Origin of the sequence: Vibrio sp. 1457 (assembly GCF_033340195.1) — a bacterium.
In the GTDB taxonomy this organism is placed as follows: domain Bacteria; phylum Pseudomonadota; class Gammaproteobacteria; order Enterobacterales; family Vibrionaceae; genus Vibrio; species Vibrio alginolyticus.
Genome location: NZ_JAWOWA010000019.1, coordinates 1 through 15,406, shown reverse-complemented (window position 1 = coordinate 15,406; position 15,406 = coordinate 1). Strand labels below are relative to the sequence as shown.

Here is a 15,406-nt window from a genome sequence, read left to right as displayed (position 1 = left end):
TGTCGTTAGTTCTCAGTTTGCGCTACAGGTTGACGAGCGGGATGTTTGATAAACACCGCGACAACAGCCGCTATCGCTAATGCAAAACAGTAGTAAGAATTGGCAACTACTTCAAGTGGCGAGAGGTTGAACACGGAACCTAGCAGCAGTACTTGAGCACCGTAAGGCAACACGCCTTGTACCACGCATGAGAAAATGTCTAATAAGCTTGCTGAGCGGCGAGGAGAGACATTATTCTCTTCCGCCAGTTGGCGAGCAACGCTGCCCGATACAATGATGGCTACGGTGTTGTTTGCCGTACAGCCATTGACCATTGAAACCAAACCTGCAATACCTAGCTCGCTTGCACGACTGTTCGCATGCTTAGAGTGACTAGAGCCAAACGCGTGGATAAGGCTACTAACGAAATTTGTTAGAAAAGCAAGACCACCTTGGCGACGCATCAGTTCACTCAAACCACCAATCAGCATGGATAACAAGAAGATCTCCTGCATGTTACCAAAGCCTTTGTAAACGTCTTGGGCTAGATTAGTCAGTCCGTAATTGTCAATCGATGCCAAGCTCACGCCGCCAGCCAAAAGAATGCCAATCGACAGAACCACAAACACATTCACACCAGATACCGCTAGGATCAAAATAGTGATGTACGGCAAGACTTTTAGCCACTCAATATCGCCAGTTGCAGGCACTTGAGTCGCTGTACTGTTGAAAGCGAACACTGCAATCGCGATCAACGCCGCAGGTAAAGCAATACGAATGTTCTCTTTAAACTTGTCTTTCATCTCACAACCTTGAGAGCGTGTCGCCGCGATGGTGGTGTCAGAGATGATAGAAAGGTTATCACCAAACATAGCGCCGCTCAGCACAACGCCTGCGGTTAACGGTAAGCTCATTCCTGCTGATTCAGCAATACCCAACGCTACGGGGGCAACGGCTGCGATGGTACCCATCGAAGTGCCCATTGCTGTTGCGATAAAAGCAGAAATCAGAAAAATGCCCGGTAAAATCATGGTGGTTGGAATAGCGGATAAACCAAGGTTTACTGTTGCATCAACACCGCCAGAGGCTTTTGCTACCGCAGCAAAGGCACCTGCAAGCAGATAGATCATACACATTGCGATGATGTCTGGGTGGCCAACACCACGCATGAAGTGTTCGATTGAGCGGTTAAGTTTCTCTTTACTTAAAAGAAACGCAATGATGATGGCTGGTAATACCGCGATGGGTGCAGGCAGCTGGTAGAAGGCAAATTCCACGCCTTGCAAAGATAAGTAAGTGCCTACGCCAATAAATAGCGCAAGAAATACAATTAATGGGATCAGTGCGACCGCAGACGGTGCAACTGTTTTAGTAGTTTGTTGGGAACCGGACATGTAAACGACAATGTTAATGATAAGAGAGAAGAGCAGACTAATATCACATTTATACATTGTCAACGTCTAGACGTCTAAATGGCTGTTTAAATTTTACACGTAAAGAAAAAGATAAAAGCTCGTGTTGCGTATCTCACTGATACCACGAGCTTTAGTTATGCGCTAATGAAGAGACTGTCGTTATTGCATTGATTTGGCTTTTTTGCGTTTAACAATACCTAAAACCATCCACGTAAATAAGACAGCAGCAAATGCCCATACCAGATATTTGTATTCGGTGTACAGGTTGCTCAACACGCTTAAATGCTCAAATGCAAAGTGAGTTAACAAGCTGAATACCAATACCCAAACCGTCGCCGCGAGGGCGTTACCGAGCAAAAACTCTCTACGTGGCATTTTCGCGATACCGCATGCAAGAGGCATAAATTGCTTCATTCCTTCAATAAAGCGGCTGACGACCAAGCACGTAGGGCCGTATTTCTGGATAGTCAATTGAAGCGTTTGCATCTTCGGGCCGGAAATGTAGCCTTTTTTATCCAACCAGCCTTCAAAGTAATAGCCGATTAGGTAACCACAGGTATTACCCAAAAAGCAGCTCAGCCACGATACCATCATTACCATACTTAGGTTCATGACTTGTTCTGACGAGAGCAAAGATGCCGCGATCATCAGTGATTGACCAGGCATCGGGATACCTATCCCTTCTAGAAATATACTGACAATCAGCGCAACGTAGCCGTATTGCTCAAGCAAAGGCTTCATTGACACGAGAAGTTCGTTAATATGTTCCAAAAGCTTTCCCCTAATAAAAGCGGAACGAAGTTGGAGTGATACTCCGAATGTCCTATTGGGTCAATTCTTGTTTCTCACCGTTGAGAAAAACTGACATGCCTCTGATAATTGCGCAGAATCAACCTGCAGCTGGCTTTACTCGCCGCCACGCTCTTTGGTAGCGGCGAACTAGGGAGATCCTTATGACTCTTTGGCTTTGGTGAATGCGCCATACAAATCAAGGCGGCGATGACGTAAGTTGGTGACAGAGCCTTCGGTATTAAGCTGTTTCAACTTAGTCAAATCAACATCAGCGAAGATTATCATTTCGGTGTTGGCGCTTGCTTCTGTTAAGGTCGCATCGTGTGGGAAATAGATATCCGACGGTGAGAATACGGCAGATTGTGCGTACTGGATATCGACATTATCAACACGAGGTAAGTTGCCGACACTGCCCCCAATTGCAACGTAGCATTCGTTTTCGATGGCTCGTGATTGGGAACAGATTCGTACTCGTTGGTAGCCATTTTTTGTGTCTGTCCAGAAAGGAACGAACACAATTTGTGCGCCTTGCTCGGCGAGCATTCTTCCCAATTCAGGGAATTCGCTGTCATAACAAATCAGTATGCCGACTTTGCCCGCATCGGTTTCGAACACTTGAACATTGTCACCACCGTCGATCACCCAGTCTTTTTGCTCATGGGGCGTGATGTGGATCTTATATTGAGCGTTTATTTCACCATCTCGTTGCAGCAAGTAGGCCACATTATACAACTTGCCATCCTCGATGACGGGCATACTGCCTGCAATAATGTTGATGTTGTAGGTGACGGCCATCTGCGAGAAGCGGTTTTTGATCTCTTCTGTAAAGCTAGCCAAAAAGCGAATTGCTTCGACGGAATTTTGGTCGTTTTGCAATCCCATCAGCGGCGCGTTAAAGAATTCAGGGAATAGGGCGAAATCGGCTTTATAGTTCGCAAGAGAAGAGATGAAGAACTCAGCCTGATCGAGCAAATCCTCCAGGTCATTCATCGCGCGCATTTGCCACTGGACGACACCAATCCGAATCAGTGTTTTTTCTACATCGTGTACGGATTGAATATCCTCTTCGTAGAAAAAGTTATCCCACTCCAGCAGTGTCGCGTAACCTTTAGAAGCGCTATCCTCTGGTAAGTAGCCGCGCATGATTCGTTTTACATCGAAGTCGTTAGCAAGCTGAAAAGACAAAATAGGGTCATGAAGCTCACGGCGTTTTACTTTGTCGATGTACTCTGCAACGCTCAGTTCATCTGCGTATTGGTGGTAATTAGGAATGCGACCACCGGCTAAAATTGCTTTGAAGTTCTTACTACGGCAAAGCTCTTTACGCGCATCATACAAACGTCGACCTAAACGTAGCCCTCGATAGTCCGGGTGGACAAATACATCGAGACCATACATTGCATCACCGGTTACTTGATTCTGTATGACGTTGTTTTCGGTAATGATGTCGGTATATAGATGAGGAAGAGAAAAGCGGTTGTAGTCCACTTTAATGGTTAATGCTGCACCGACTATTTTGCCGTTATCTTCAATACAGATTTGGCCATCAGGAAACTGATGAATGAGATCCATGATGGTCAGGCGTGGCCATGAGCCACCAACATCAGGAAAAACAAGGTCCATTAATTCCGCGAGCTCTGGGTAATCGGTCGGCTCAATGGTGCGTAAAGAGAGTCTTGGCGTGTTGCTGTCCATATCCTACTATCCATTTATCCTTTTTAAATAGTATGGATGAGAATGCCATAAATTTGAGCAGACAGATACCGAAGTCTTTGAGTTGTTTTGGTTTACCTAAACGAGTTTAAAGAAACAACATTAACTTAGCTTGCTCTTCAGCCATTCGTGAAATGCCACTACTTTTTTAGCTGAAAGTCGATAATTTGGAATCATCACGTAATAACCATAACCGCTCTGTAAAGAGAGGTTGAGAACATGCTGAATGTCCCCTCTTAAAATCGAATACTGCGCCATAAAATCAGGAAGCAAGGCGAGCCCTTTTCCCATTCTGACAGCTTCGCAAGCTAGGTAAAAATGTTCGACGCCTACAGGTTGATAGGTAACGGGAGATTCTACAGTGTAGACAGTTTTAAATTGCTCCCATAGCTGAGGGCGAGTGATTTGAGGTATAAACGGATAATTACTAACAGCGTGCACACTCTCAATTGCAGGAGCATTTGTGCAACCGACTAATAACAATGTTTCTTCGCACAGTAAGTGGCTGTATTCATAATGTGTGGATAATGGAAGGCAGCGAATATGTAAGTCACTTTCGTTGCTCGAATCTTTGACGTTCCCATCCCCGGTACAGACTCTTACTCGGATGTTAGGATGTTGCTGGTGGAAGTCATCAATATTAGGTATCAACCAAAGGCTGGCAAAAGAAGGGGTTACGTCCACGGTGAGTAATTCTTGCTTTGAATCTGACTGGATTAAGTTGGCAGTTGCATGCTGAATAAGCTCCAAAGCTTCTGTGACTTGCGGCAGATAACGCTTGCCTTCTTCGGTTAACTCAATACCACTCGCCCTTCTTTGTATTAAAGGTAAACCCACCAATTGCTCCAGCGATGCGATTTGTTTGCTTACTGCGCTTTGCGTAATACATAGGGCATCCGCTGCTTTAGAGAAACTGAGGTAATTAGAGACCGCGACAAACGTCCTTAATGCTCGAATAGAAGGGTATTCACTGCCTTTTAACATACTTCAGTTCCATTAAACTCTGCTTAGGCAAAGAGTAGAGTATTCACGGCTTGAAGCAAAGTAAGATGCAACGTATGTGTGATTAGCTTCCTTTCTTATAAAAACTAGCTAAGCGTTTTTTGACTGATTAATCTACAAGAGTATTTTAGATGTTTATTTAATTTCTTTGAAAAATCTACAAATTAACAAGAATCTTTTTCACATCATCGATTAACCTCAATTTAGTATTGTTTATATAAAGTAAACAGACAGATCGTTTTTTCTGTTTTTGTTCGGCGTTCTTTAGAGGATTGTCAGTATTCTATAAAATTAAATATATTTTTCATTAATTTAAAGTTGGCATTGCATTTGCTCTTTACTATTCGAACCTTCAATGGAACTTATATTAGGAGAACGAAATGAAAAGCAATGTTGTTACTTTGATTAGCCTTTTTTCTTTAGCAACGTTTAGTACTTTATCACATGCTGCGGACTCCAACGATCATGGTGTATATGTTGGCGCCAACTACGGTTACTTAAAAGTTGATGGACAAGATGACTTTGATGATGACAGCGATGTTATTCAAGGTTTAGTTGGTTACCGTTTTAATCCTTACTTAGCGTTGGAAGGTGGTTACATTGATTTCGGTAGCTATGGTAATAACCTAGCAAATGCCGAAACGGACGGTTACACCGCAGCACTAAAAGTTACAGCCCCTATTGCTGATCGTGTCGACCTTTACGCAAAAGGCGGTCAAATGTGGTACTCGACGGATTACGACGTTGCGGGCTTCCAAGGCAACAAAGATGATGAAGGTGTATTCGCTGGTGCCGGTGTTGGTTTTAAAGTTACTGATAACTTCTTAGTTAACGCAGAATATATGTGGTACGACGTAGAACTCAATGCGGAGAATGTCGCGAACGGTGCAAACACGGAAACAGACTTTAACCAAGCATCACTAGGTGTGGAATATAGATTTTAATATTGTTAACAACTCTAAGCCCTAATAAAAAGCGAAGCCTAAATAGCTTCGCTTTTTCTGAACTCAATCTAGTTGAGGATAATAGAGCGGTTTTTAGAATAATTGTTAGTGTCTTTTACTGTCACGCTACTATATTTAGAGCATTTCTAACATGACTGTCTAACCTTCTTACTAGTCTCGAAAAACAAAGTTTTATCACTCTATAAGTAATACTCGATAGGTCGATCGCTGCGCTACCTGACATTACATTCATGTGACCTAAAATACCGCGGACGTGTTCTGTATACTCGTTTTTTAGTTTTGAAATGTACGCCATAGCTTTAGCTAGTTGATCCCAAGCAGTAAGGCCTACGGTCGCATCTGTTGTATTATATGACCCAGACCTGAAATTCTTAGTAAAGTCAAAGTTGAAGAGACTATTTTACTTACCCAACCATCAGTCATCCGAGCATTATATCTATTGTTGAAGTCAAGAAATACGTTGCGTTCTAGGTAAGCTTGAGATTTGGGTTGTAGTGCCGACCACTCATTACTTGTAGCGGTATTGACATAACCCGGAACAGATTTTTTTCCTAGTCCATGAGCGCAGAAGTAGATGCCAGAACTTCCATCTAGCCGATACTCAATACCACCGTGAGTAAATGGCCAAAGAGGAGACATAGGAACTGGAGTTGCATCATGAGTGCATTATTTAATTTCCATACAAGTCAGAGTCTATATAACCAAATAAGTTACATTGACTGTTCACGTAGTAGTCATCGTTTTCTTCATCATCAATTGAAAAAGCAAAGTACTTAAGAGGGTTCTCAGTGTCACAAGAAAGGTTAGCCATGTTATTTTTTACGTAATCCTCTATTTTATAACCATCAAAGCTTCCTTCCCAAATAATAGTACTTTCATCATTACTGAGTTCTGCGACTAAAACAATAGTTACATAGTGCTCAATAAGAGGAGTGCTTATGATGTTTTTATTTTCATAGACTGGAGAAAATTCAAAGCGACCAGTACTGTCTGTGAATGTTGATAAGTCTATTGATTTCCCTGAGGTGCTTAAACCAATACTAAGGCTAACCTTCAGGCTACTAAGTGGTTTTCCTTTCTTTGTTAACACACCATTGATTTTCGGTGTGTATTGATTAACGTGTTCGTCATTCAATTTACTTTCTTCAAAATTCATTACAATGCTCACTAATATGACGGTAATAATTCCAGCAACTTAATTTTTCACAACAATACTTTCATTTTGAAATTTAAAAATCTATATATGTTGTGTTTCTATTCAATATCTAAGGTTAATTTTGTAATTAGAGTTACATTATTTTTTGTAACTACTATTTGTAGTCATTACATCGATAGAGCTGTAATGAAACAAGCGAGTAGGGACTAACAATGAATGCATCAATCAATTCATCGAGGGAGATGAGTATAGGCTTTAGACTTAGATCTAGTTATCTCTTAGAAAGGATAGGTAAGCAGAAAACTTTTAAGTTGCAGGGCTTTTAGTACCATGCTCTCTGCCTTTTTGATTAGTACTTATGAACTTCTTGTTTACTGATTAATACTCAACGAGTTTGTAAACCTACATGGGCCAAAGGTATGCGGTAATCTATGTAGTAAGATTTCAGAAAGCATGAATGTTTGAAAAAAGAGACTATTTTAGTTGATACAAAAAAGGCCACCCGAAGGTGGCCTTTTCCAAACGTTTGGTGGGCTGGCGGCATCTGAGTTGTGCCCTTAACTTGTTGTTATTTATTGGTTTAAGTTTTTGGGTTTTATGGTGGTAATACTTAGGGTAATACTAAAATGAAAAGTCATCCTGACTTCCAAGCCAGTTAAAGCTACCGATTACATCCATCATCAATTTAAACCCTTAAAACAATGAAGCAGCTAGGCCGCCAATAACGGCACCAACGGCTGCTCCAATTGGTGCAGCAGGACCAGAAGCCAAAGCCCCTACAGCGGCACCAGCACCAGCGCCGGAAACAATGCCGTTTTTGTACTGCGCTTTTAGTTGTTTATTTGTTGATTTACGCTGCTGTTCCTGCTTGTTCAGGTCTGAAAGACCTAGTACTGCCGTGTTTGCCGTTGTACGACCAACATCAATAAGACCATATCCCATATAAGGCGCATCCCCATTTTATTAACCTACCTGTAGCCGAGGAATGAAAGTCAACGATAACGTATTATGGAGTTTCAAGTTTAACTTTTACTCCATATGCCCTAAGAGTATTTATTGAAAATATCTTTAGCGATCTCTTGCGCCCCGTTGCGCGCATATATGTAATTGCTAATGCAAGCGCTCCCCGAACCGCTGGTGGATGTGTCGGCTAAATGCGCCCTCTATTTGATTGAACATCATGCATAACGGCACTTAAACTCGTAGAACGCGAATAGTTTGATTGTTTCGCGCTTTTTGGCTTCTTTCGCTGGCTATTGAGCGGTGTTAATCCCTTGGTGTCTTTAGGTTTGGCCGTACTTTCTGAACATTCTCTCAGTGTTCACTTTTCTGATCGTTCTCGCAGTGTTCACTTTCCTTTCTTTTCGGTGGTCCCTCGGCAAGCTCTGCAATTTTCCTATTAAGCTTTTGATTTAATTCAACTGTACCAAATCGGACACACTCATCTAGGTCTTTAATCCTATGCTGCTGGTGAAAGTGTCTTGCCCACCAATTCTGAACTAAGGCCGCTTTGAGTGTGTAATTTTTTCATCACTAAACCGTAAATATGAGCTTCAAATTTATCTTTAACTTATTGATTTAATTCAACTGTACCGATTCGGTACACTCGAAACAGATCACGAACTAGTTTCTTATTGCCGGAAGACAATAAAATTTGCCACTTTCTCTATGCCACTTTGCATGTCAGAGGTAATGCGAAGAACGACGCAGTTGTGTCTCTGTGCGATTCGAGCTAACAAATTTATGCCCCTTTCCGTGTTTAAGTCGATTAGGTGATCCTTATCAACGCAAGAGGCCATCGCTACTTTTTCTCATGATTCTGACCATAAACTGTACCATAAACTGTATAATGGTTCGCTTCAATAGTCGTTTATCAATAGTTAAAAATGAGAATCTATAAATCACTTTTACTTGCGTTCATCCTCGCACTCACAGGATGTGCTTCAGGGTCTTCAATTTTAGTTGGAGAGGCGAGAGAACCCATCGCCCCAGAAAACGTACGCCTCTATATCGAACCGCCAGAGTCATATGACACAATTGCTTTAGTTAATGCTTCAAGTGATGCAGGTTTAACAAATCAAGGGTCAATTGACTATGCAATTGAGGAGTTGAAAAAACAGGCCGCAAAACTTGGAGCAAATGGGGTTTTACTAGGAGCAACAGGTAGCAATAACTCTGTAATGTTAGGTGGACAAGGTACCGACTATCAGTACTTGATCCCAATATCTGAACAAACTGTTAGTGGTCAAGCGATTTACGTTGAAAAGCAATAAATCACCCTACTCAGAACTCCATAGCCAGCGCATTTAACTACAATCACATGCGCTGTAGCAAACTTTTGGACAGAAATGGTTTAGAGTATTTACTTAAATTAGCAAAGGACGAATAACTTCTGGTATGGAAACTCAGTGTCCAATCTAACAGGAGCAATTTAGTTAATAGAAATGCAGCTTCATCGCGACGCTCTATATGTATTGGCTAAACAAAGGTGCTGCCAGCTTCAATGCAATACCACACATGATGCATGAAATCGCAGAATCTAAAATTCGCCATGTTCTTGGCTTACTAAAAAGTGGGATCAACTTGTTAGCCAAATACACTAATCCATAAAACCAGCCCCCTGATGCGATCAGTGCCCCTATAACAAACAATAGTTTTTCATCAGGTTCCATTTGAGCAGTCACGCCCCCGAGTATCACCACCGTATCCAGATATACATGTGGATTTAAAAAAGTGATAGCCATCGCCATTAAAACGACTTTTAACCAACTCTGGGCAATGTCCGAATTTTCCAACTCTAGGTGACTTGAACCTTTCCAAGCTGATTTTGCAGATTGGTAGCCATACCAGAAAGCTTGGATTGGGCGATTGCGCAGCACGCTTCGACATTGAACCTGAAATCGCACGTGGTGCCGACTCAGTATCGTGATTTGTTGGACGATGCGTTGGCTCAAATTGGCTATCGTCTGCGTGTAGACACACTGGTGCACCCTGCTGAATTGACGCCGGGCGCGACCATGACGGTTCAGGCCTTGCTTGTGAACGAAGGGAACGCGCCACCGTATCAGCACCATTATCTGGCGTATCGATTGGTGAATGAGGACGAAGAAACCGCGTTTTTCAACGTCTCAACCGCAGATGTCATGCGTTGGCTGCCGGGTGAACACGCGACCTCCAGCAGTTTCACTTTGCCTGAAACGATCCCCACCGGCCATTACTACCTTGAGTTGGCTTTGGTCGATCGCCATGCTGAGGCAGAAGTGAATCTGGCCAATGAAGGGTTGCAGGCGTCGGGCTGGTATCGCTTATCTGACGTGACCATTCGTTAGGTCGACAGCCTTCGCCATGCTGTGGTGCGATAGACAGCAGCAAACGAAAAGCGAAAGTGACAGAAGAAAAGCGGGCAATGCCCGCTTTTTTGTACGTTGAGCGTTGAAACGACTTTCTTTGAAGACGCCTTTTTGGGGTTGGAAGACTAAGCCAGTGCTTGCGCCAGCAAGCTGACCGGGTGAATGGTTTCCAGCGCGGTGTTCTCTTCGATTTGCCATTTACAGGTTTCGCAGTCGGTGATCGCAAAATCTGCATCGGAGGCTTTGATCGAGTCAAACAGGTGCGAGCCGATTTTCATCGACACGTCATAGTTCTCTTCTTTAAAGCCATAGGTGCCCGCCAAACCGCAGCATTCGCTATCGAGGACAATCAGTTCTAGGCCCGGAATCATGCGCAGTAACTCAATGGTAAACATCACGTTGCCACTGCGTTCCAAGTGACAAGGCGTGTGATAAACCACTTTGAGGTTGACCGGTTTCATTTTCGGCGCATTGCCATTCATAAACTCTTTCAGCAGGAAGCGCGTGACGTATTCAATGTCGTTGGACACTTGGCTGTTGTCGACGCCGAGCACATGCGGGTATTCCTGTTGCAGCGTGAACGAGCAAGTTGAGGAGGTTGAAATCACTTTGGTGTGATATTCATTGACCGCAGTTTCCATGTTCTTCACGTTCAGCAATGCGTTTTTACGCGCTTTGTCATGAAAACCGTTGGCAATCAAAGGCACGCCGCAGCATTTCTCGTTGTTCAGCAAGCGCACGCCAATATTCATCGCATTCAACACCTTCACCAGATCTTTGCCCAATTGTGGGTGGTTGTAGTTGACGTAGCAGCCATGAAAGTAGGTGACTTGGCGCTGATACAGCGGCTGGCTGGTGCAATTTTGTTTAAACCAGCGACGGAACGTGCCGTGCGAGTATTTCGGCAACGCTTTGTGGTCATGCACGCCGATGGTTTTGTGCATGATTTTTTTCACCAATGGCATCGATGTGGCGAAGTTCACCACTGGTGCAAATGGCGTGGCCAGTGAGCCGAACAGGTCGGTGTGGCTCAGCACGTAGTCACGCATCAGTTTCGGATTGAGCGGTTTCTTGCCATGTTTACCCCGCGCGACGGCGATGATGTCGCCGATTTTCACCCCAGAAGGACACGCGGTTTCGCAGCGTTTGCAGTTGGTGCAGTATTTAAGCGCTTCGTCGTAATATTCCGGGTTTTTAATGCGCAGGCGCTCGCCATCCGGCCCGCACTGTTTCGGGCCTGGGTAATCTGGGTTGGCTTTTGCCACGGGGCAGTACACCGTGCAGACGGTGCATTTAATACATTGGTCAAAGCTGGTATTCAGAGGAGCAGCTTTTGAAAATGGCGCGTTCATGCGAGCACCTCCTGATCGAATGGGTTAGGGTGAGACGCTGACAATTGAGGTTCTAGGCATTGCATGATGGCGTGGTAGGCGGTGCCAATCGCGACGCCGCCACCGCACCCTTCAAACACGGGATCGTATCCCGACAACATGGAGCCGCAGCAGTACAAGTTTTTAATGGTGACGCCGCTGCGCTGTGGGTTCAATTGCGCGTTGGTTTCGACACCGAATGCCATAAAAGGGTGTGAACGGTCGGCAAAGAAGGCCGGATTGCGCCAATCAACGCGTGCTGGTTTATGCGTCACTTGCAAGCCAAAGATCGGTTCTTGGATGGCGTGTTGCTCGGCATGCAACCCTTGGCTGAAATAGCTGCCGGTTGCCATGATGTAGTTGTCGGCGCTGATGGCCATGTCGCGCAGGTTTTGCGTTTGCAGGCTAACCAGACGCTCGCCGTCAAACGTGCCGTTGACCACTTTGTCGCCTTTGAGGTGAATGCCACCCAGCAGCAGGAAGGTGCGACTGAGCGCCTCTTCAATGCGAATACCCAGCAGCGATGGTGGCATGGTCGGCACTTCGTGAAATTGCAGTTGCGTGGTGTCGCGTAGCTTCGTTAGCAGCGTTAGGCCATCGCCGTTGCCCATGATCGCGGGCATGATCACCAAGTCGTTGCGATTGGCTGCACGCATCAAACCATCGCATAGCGCGGTCCACGCGGCATCGTGTTTTAGCAAACGTGCAATGTCGATTGAGCGCAGCTCATTTGGGTTGCGGCGGTATCCGTCAAACCCCGGAATCGACAGGGTGACCGTGTGAATCGGCACACCTTGAAAATCGGGATGCTGGTGAAGGTTATCTTTCAGCATTTGTGGCTGAAAATCGCGATAGCCATCGATCGAAACCACCACAATACGCTCAAACGAAACTTCTTGGCGGTGTTGGTAAACAAATGGCTGCGATAGCCAAGTCGCTTTGAGTGTGCCAAGCGGCGTGATGCGCCCGTGATTGGCCAAATCATCTTGATGCGATAGCGGCACGTTCGCGGTGGCGAGCGTTTGACGAAACCATTCCAGCCCTTTTTGCAGCGTGCTACGACCCACCGTGTTGTACGGATGGGACGGCGCTTGTTGCTGTAATGCGTCGAGGGCATCAAACGGGTGGGTGACCGCGCTGCCATCTGGTAATTTCGCCAGCACATCAATGGAGCCGGAAGAGAAATGTAACGCGCTTTGACCCTGATTGATGAGCACGGTTTTTTTGCCAGCTTGCAGGCTGCGAATTGCAGCGGTATAACCCGCAATGCCCCCGCCGATCACGGCCACATCATAATGCATCATAATTCCGCCTCCTGTTTTTGTTGTTCTGCTTGAGGGTGTTCTGATTGAGCGGGCTGGGGCAGGTCGCTGGCACCGAGTAATCCTTCGTAAATCCAATAGCTGAATTCCGCTTCGCGCAGCGCATCACCCCAGAAAATGGGTTTGATGCCTTTCCAGCGCTCTTCTAGAAAATCGACCAACAATTCACTCGATTGACAGCCATCGACCTGACCATATTCGGAAAACAGGCTGGCCGCACGGTAGATGCACAGTTCGCCCTGACAAGGGCCCATGCCTAAGCGAGTGCGGCGGCGCAGATCGACCAAGTTGTTGACGTCGAGCTGTTTAATCGCGTATTCAATTTCGCCCGCAGTGACCATTTCACATTCACAAATAATCGCTTGGCTCTTGGCATCGTCAGACAAGAATTGCGTGGCGCGTTCACCATGGCGATAAATGGCGGATTCATACACCGGTTTGGCGATGCTGGCGGTTTTCTTGATGGCTTTTGGCGTTTCGTTTGACCCCGGCAGTGGGCGCGTGTGGGTTTCGCACGCCTGAGTGTTGCCCAGTTTCTTCGCCACTAAGTCGGTCGCCCATTCCGCCATTAAGCGGTAGGTCATCAGTTTGCCGCCGGTAATGGTGGTGAGGCCTTTGAGGCCGTCGCGCTCTTGGTGATCGAGCAAAACGATGCCGCGGCTGATATTCCGGCCACTGCCATCGTCATCTACCGAAACCAAAGGACGTACCCCCGCGTAGGCACGCAGTACGCGCGTATTGGCCATGATCGGCGCAAGTTTCGCGCCTTCTGCCAACAGCACATCCACGTCACGTTCGGTGACGTGCAAGTTGTCGATCTGGTCGTAATCAATGTGTTCGGACGTGGTGCCGATAAGTGAAATGGTGTCGCCGGGCACCAGAATGTCGGCATCGGAAGGTTTACGGCAACGGTTGATCACCAAGTTATTGATGCGGTAATCGAGGATCAACAGCGAGCCTTTGGCAGGGAACATCTTGATGTTGAGGTCGGCATATTCGCAGATATGTTGTCCCCAAATGCCCGCGGCGTTGATCACTTCTTTGGCAAAGATTTCAAACTGTTGGTTGGTGCCCAATTGCAAACAGCGTACACCGAGTATGGTATCGCCTTGGCGAATCAAACTGGTGACGATGGTGCGGTTGAACATGCGCGCGCCGTGCTCTTTGGCATCAAGGACGTTCGAGGCACATAAACGGAACGGATCCAGCGTGCCGTCGGGCACTTTCACCGCACCGATCAGCGCCGGGTTCACGTTCGGTTCGAGCGCGAGTGCTTCTTTTGGCGTTAAACGGGTCGCTTCGATACCGGCATTGCCGCAAGCCTGAATAAAGGTGTCTTGAAAGCTGAGTTCGTCTTCAGGCAGGGTAATGAATAGGCCGTCAGTCGCTTCCACACAATGGCGAGCGATGCGTTTGAGCGTTTGGTTTTCTTGAATGCATTCTTTGGCCGATTCTGCATCAGTGACGGCATAGCGCGCACCAGAGTGCAGCAAGCCGTGGTTACGACCCGTGGTGCCGGAGGCGATGTCATCTTTCTCTAACAGAATGCACGCGATGCCTCGCAATGCGCAGTCTCGCATGATGCCTGTGCCGGTCGCGCCGCCGCCAATGATGACAACGTCGGTTTCCATTCGTTGATAAGCCGTCATGACCTTTACCTTATGCAACTTTAATAAACTTACAACTAGTATGTTTTTTTTTATCATTTACGTTCGATATATTGCTCACAAAAGCGCGAACGAGCGTTAAATTGATAGTTTTGGTGATTGTTTCGTGTGGGTGTGGAGAAATTAACCAACAATGTTGCTGGTATTTAACAGGGTTAGGCACATATTTGTTACATGTAAATCGATGAAAACAGGAATAAATTCGCTAACGAGCTGGTCTGATGTGCAAGCGGAGTCAAGAACGTTGTTGGTAAATGAAAACGTATGATGCCTTGTTTAATAAGCAATTGCTCAGTTTATTAGGGTTTTCTTGATTAGAAAATGGCGCGATAAAAACTAACCCTACTGATGAAATGATCAAAATGATGCGCCAATTAACAAAAAACGAGTTTGACATTAACAAACTTGTGCTCGAACGCTCATAAATTTCCTTGTTCGATTTTCGAGAGTGCTCTTCTGTGTCAGATTTGCCCACACAAAGTTTGTGTACATAACTATAAACAGGACTCTTACTTATGACTCGAACAAAACAACAGGCTTTGTTGCTTAATTCGATGAGAAGACATGGTAGCCCCATGTTGTTCAGTTCTTAAACAACATACTGAGTTTCAGGCATACCTAGCCCTGTAAGCTTGTTCAGCGCTTTGATCATAGCGTAAGTCTCACCAACTTGAG

General features: G+C 45.5%; 13 protein-coding genes. 3 read left to right on the top strand and 10 right to left on the bottom strand.

All coding sequences use genetic code 11. The features are described from left to right. Window positions 1-5: 5 nt before the first annotated feature. The 4 genes from R7Z41_RS17695 to R7Z41_RS17680 all read right to left on the bottom strand — a co-directional run bounded on the left by R7Z41_RS17695 (window position 6) and on the right by R7Z41_RS17680 (window position 4,883). Window positions 6-1,373: a Na+/H+ antiporter NhaC family protein gene (locus R7Z41_RS17695; RefSeq protein WP_167415042.1), complete on the bottom strand. Its 1,368-nt coding sequence runs from the start codon at window positions 1,371-1,373 to the stop codon at window positions 6-8. Between the two features lie 180 nt (window positions 1,374-1,553). After that, window positions 1,554-2,141, bottom strand: coding sequence for a DedA family protein (locus tag R7Z41_RS17690; RefSeq protein ID WP_005381671.1), 588 nt, complete (start codon window positions 2,139-2,141; stop codon window positions 1,554-1,556). 204 nt (window positions 2,142-2,345) lie between these two features. After that, on the bottom strand, window positions 2,346-3,881 hold the full coding sequence (locus R7Z41_RS17685; RefSeq protein ID WP_053350254.1) for a bifunctional GNAT family N-acetyltransferase/carbon-nitrogen hydrolase family protein: 1,536 nt from the start codon (window positions 3,879-3,881) through the stop codon (window positions 2,346-2,348). A 120-nt stretch (window positions 3,882-4,001) separates the two neighbouring features. Beyond that, the gene (locus tag R7Z41_RS17680) at window positions 4,002-4,883 is read right to left on the bottom strand and encodes a LysR family transcriptional regulator (protein WP_005381669.1); all 882 of its coding nucleotides are present in this window, start codon (window positions 4,881-4,883) and stop codon (window positions 4,002-4,004) included. Between the two features lie 398 nt (window positions 4,884-5,281). On the opposite strand from R7Z41_RS17680, the gene R7Z41_RS17675 reads away from it, so the two are divergent. After that, window positions 5,282-5,845 (top strand): porin family protein, encoded by a 564-nt coding sequence (locus tag R7Z41_RS17675; protein ID WP_005383742.1) that lies wholly within the window; start codon window positions 5,282-5,284, stop codon window positions 5,843-5,845. Between the two features lie 691 nt (window positions 5,846-6,536). On the opposite strand, the gene R7Z41_RS17670 is transcribed toward R7Z41_RS17675, so the two are convergent. Both R7Z41_RS17670 and R7Z41_RS17665 read right to left on the bottom strand, forming a co-directional pair. Beyond that, window positions 6,537-7,022, bottom strand: coding sequence for a DUF6795 domain-containing protein (locus R7Z41_RS17670; protein ID WP_047102125.1), 486 nt, complete (start codon window positions 7,020-7,022; stop codon window positions 6,537-6,539). 693 nt (window positions 7,023-7,715) lie between these two features. Continuing rightward, window positions 7,716-7,964: a hypothetical protein gene (locus R7Z41_RS17665; RefSeq protein ID WP_065274215.1), complete on the bottom strand. Its 249-nt coding sequence runs from the start codon at window positions 7,962-7,964 to the stop codon at window positions 7,716-7,718. A 944-nt stretch (window positions 7,965-8,908) separates the two neighbouring features. Between R7Z41_RS17665 and R7Z41_RS17660 the strand changes: the two genes are divergently transcribed. Beyond that, window positions 8,909-9,295, top strand: coding sequence for a hypothetical protein (locus R7Z41_RS17660; protein ID WP_065274216.1), 387 nt, complete (start codon window positions 8,909-8,911; stop codon window positions 9,293-9,295). A gap of 192 nt (window positions 9,296-9,487) precedes the next feature. Here the strand turns inward: R7Z41_RS17660 and R7Z41_RS17655 are convergent, their stop codons facing one another. Beyond that, window positions 9,488-9,901 carry a LysE/ArgO family amino acid transporter gene (locus R7Z41_RS17655; protein WP_025594145.1) on the bottom strand — a complete coding sequence of 138 codons (414 nt, stop codon included), beginning with the start codon at window positions 9,899-9,901 and terminating at the stop codon, window positions 9,488-9,490. Between R7Z41_RS17655 and R7Z41_RS17650 the strand changes: the two genes are divergently transcribed. After that, on the top strand, window positions 9,878-10,351 hold the full coding sequence (locus R7Z41_RS17650; protein WP_025594143.1) for a DUF4832 domain-containing protein: 474 nt from the start codon (window positions 9,878-9,880) through the stop codon (window positions 10,349-10,351). The genes R7Z41_RS17655 and R7Z41_RS17650 overlap by 24 nt on opposite strands. Before the next feature lie 146 nt (window positions 10,352-10,497). Here R7Z41_RS17650 and glpC read toward each other — a convergent pair whose 3' ends face one another. From glpC to glpA, 3 genes are read right to left on the bottom strand one after another with little or no spacing between them, the layout of a single operon-like run. Then, a complete protein-coding gene (glpC, locus tag R7Z41_RS17645) occupies window positions 10,498-11,724 on the bottom strand; it encodes an anaerobic glycerol-3-phosphate dehydrogenase subunit GlpC (protein WP_004726856.1) in 1,227 nt (408 codons plus the stop codon). Further along, entirely contained in the window at window positions 11,721-13,046 is a 1,326-nt protein-coding gene (gene glpB / locus R7Z41_RS17640) for a glycerol-3-phosphate dehydrogenase subunit GlpB (RefSeq protein WP_014257458.1), read from the bottom strand. Before glpB ends, glpC begins: the two co-directional genes overlap by 4 nt. After that, window positions 13,043-14,713 carry an anaerobic glycerol-3-phosphate dehydrogenase subunit A gene (gene glpA / locus R7Z41_RS17635; protein WP_025594253.1) on the bottom strand — a complete coding sequence of 557 codons (1,671 nt, stop codon included), beginning with the start codon at window positions 14,711-14,713 and terminating at the stop codon, window positions 13,043-13,045. Before glpA ends, glpB begins: the two co-directional genes overlap by 4 nt. Window positions 14,714-15,406 lie beyond the last annotated feature (693 nt).

Bases quoted from the DNA above. Each gene is read 5' to 3' on its own strand.
- R7Z41_RS17695 (WP_167415042.1), bottom strand. From the start codon at position 1,373: ATGTCCGGTTCCCAACAAACTACTAAAACAGTTGCACCGTCTGCGGTC.
- R7Z41_RS17685 (WP_053350254.1), bottom strand. From the start codon at position 3,881: ATGGACAGCAACACGCCAAGACTCTCTTTACGCACCATTGAGCCGACC.
- R7Z41_RS17680 (WP_005381669.1), bottom strand. From the start codon at position 4,883: ATGTTAAAAGGCAGTGAATACCCTTCTATTCGAGCATTAAGGACGTTT.
- R7Z41_RS17675 (WP_005383742.1), top strand. From the start codon at position 5,282: ATGAAAAGCAATGTTGTTACTTTGATTAGCCTTTTTTCTTTAGCAACG.
- R7Z41_RS17670 (WP_047102125.1), bottom strand. From the start codon at position 7,022: ATGAATTTTGAAGAAAGTAAATTGAATGACGAACACGTTAATCAATAC.
- R7Z41_RS17665 (WP_065274215.1), bottom strand. From the start codon at position 7,964: ATGGGATATGGTCTTATTGATGTTGGTCGTACAACGGCAAACACGGCA.
- R7Z41_RS17660 (WP_065274216.1), top strand. From the start codon at position 8,909: ATGAGAATCTATAAATCACTTTTACTTGCGTTCATCCTCGCACTCACA.
- glpC (WP_004726856.1), bottom strand. From the start codon at position 11,724: ATGAACGCGCCATTTTCAAAAGCTGCTCCTCTGAATACCAGCTTTGAC.
- glpB (WP_014257458.1), bottom strand. From the start codon at position 13,046: ATGATGCATTATGATGTGGCCGTGATCGGCGGGGGCATTGCGGGTTAT.
- glpA (WP_025594253.1), bottom strand. From the start codon at position 14,713: ATGACGGCTTATCAACGAATGGAAACCGACGTTGTCATCATTGGCGGC.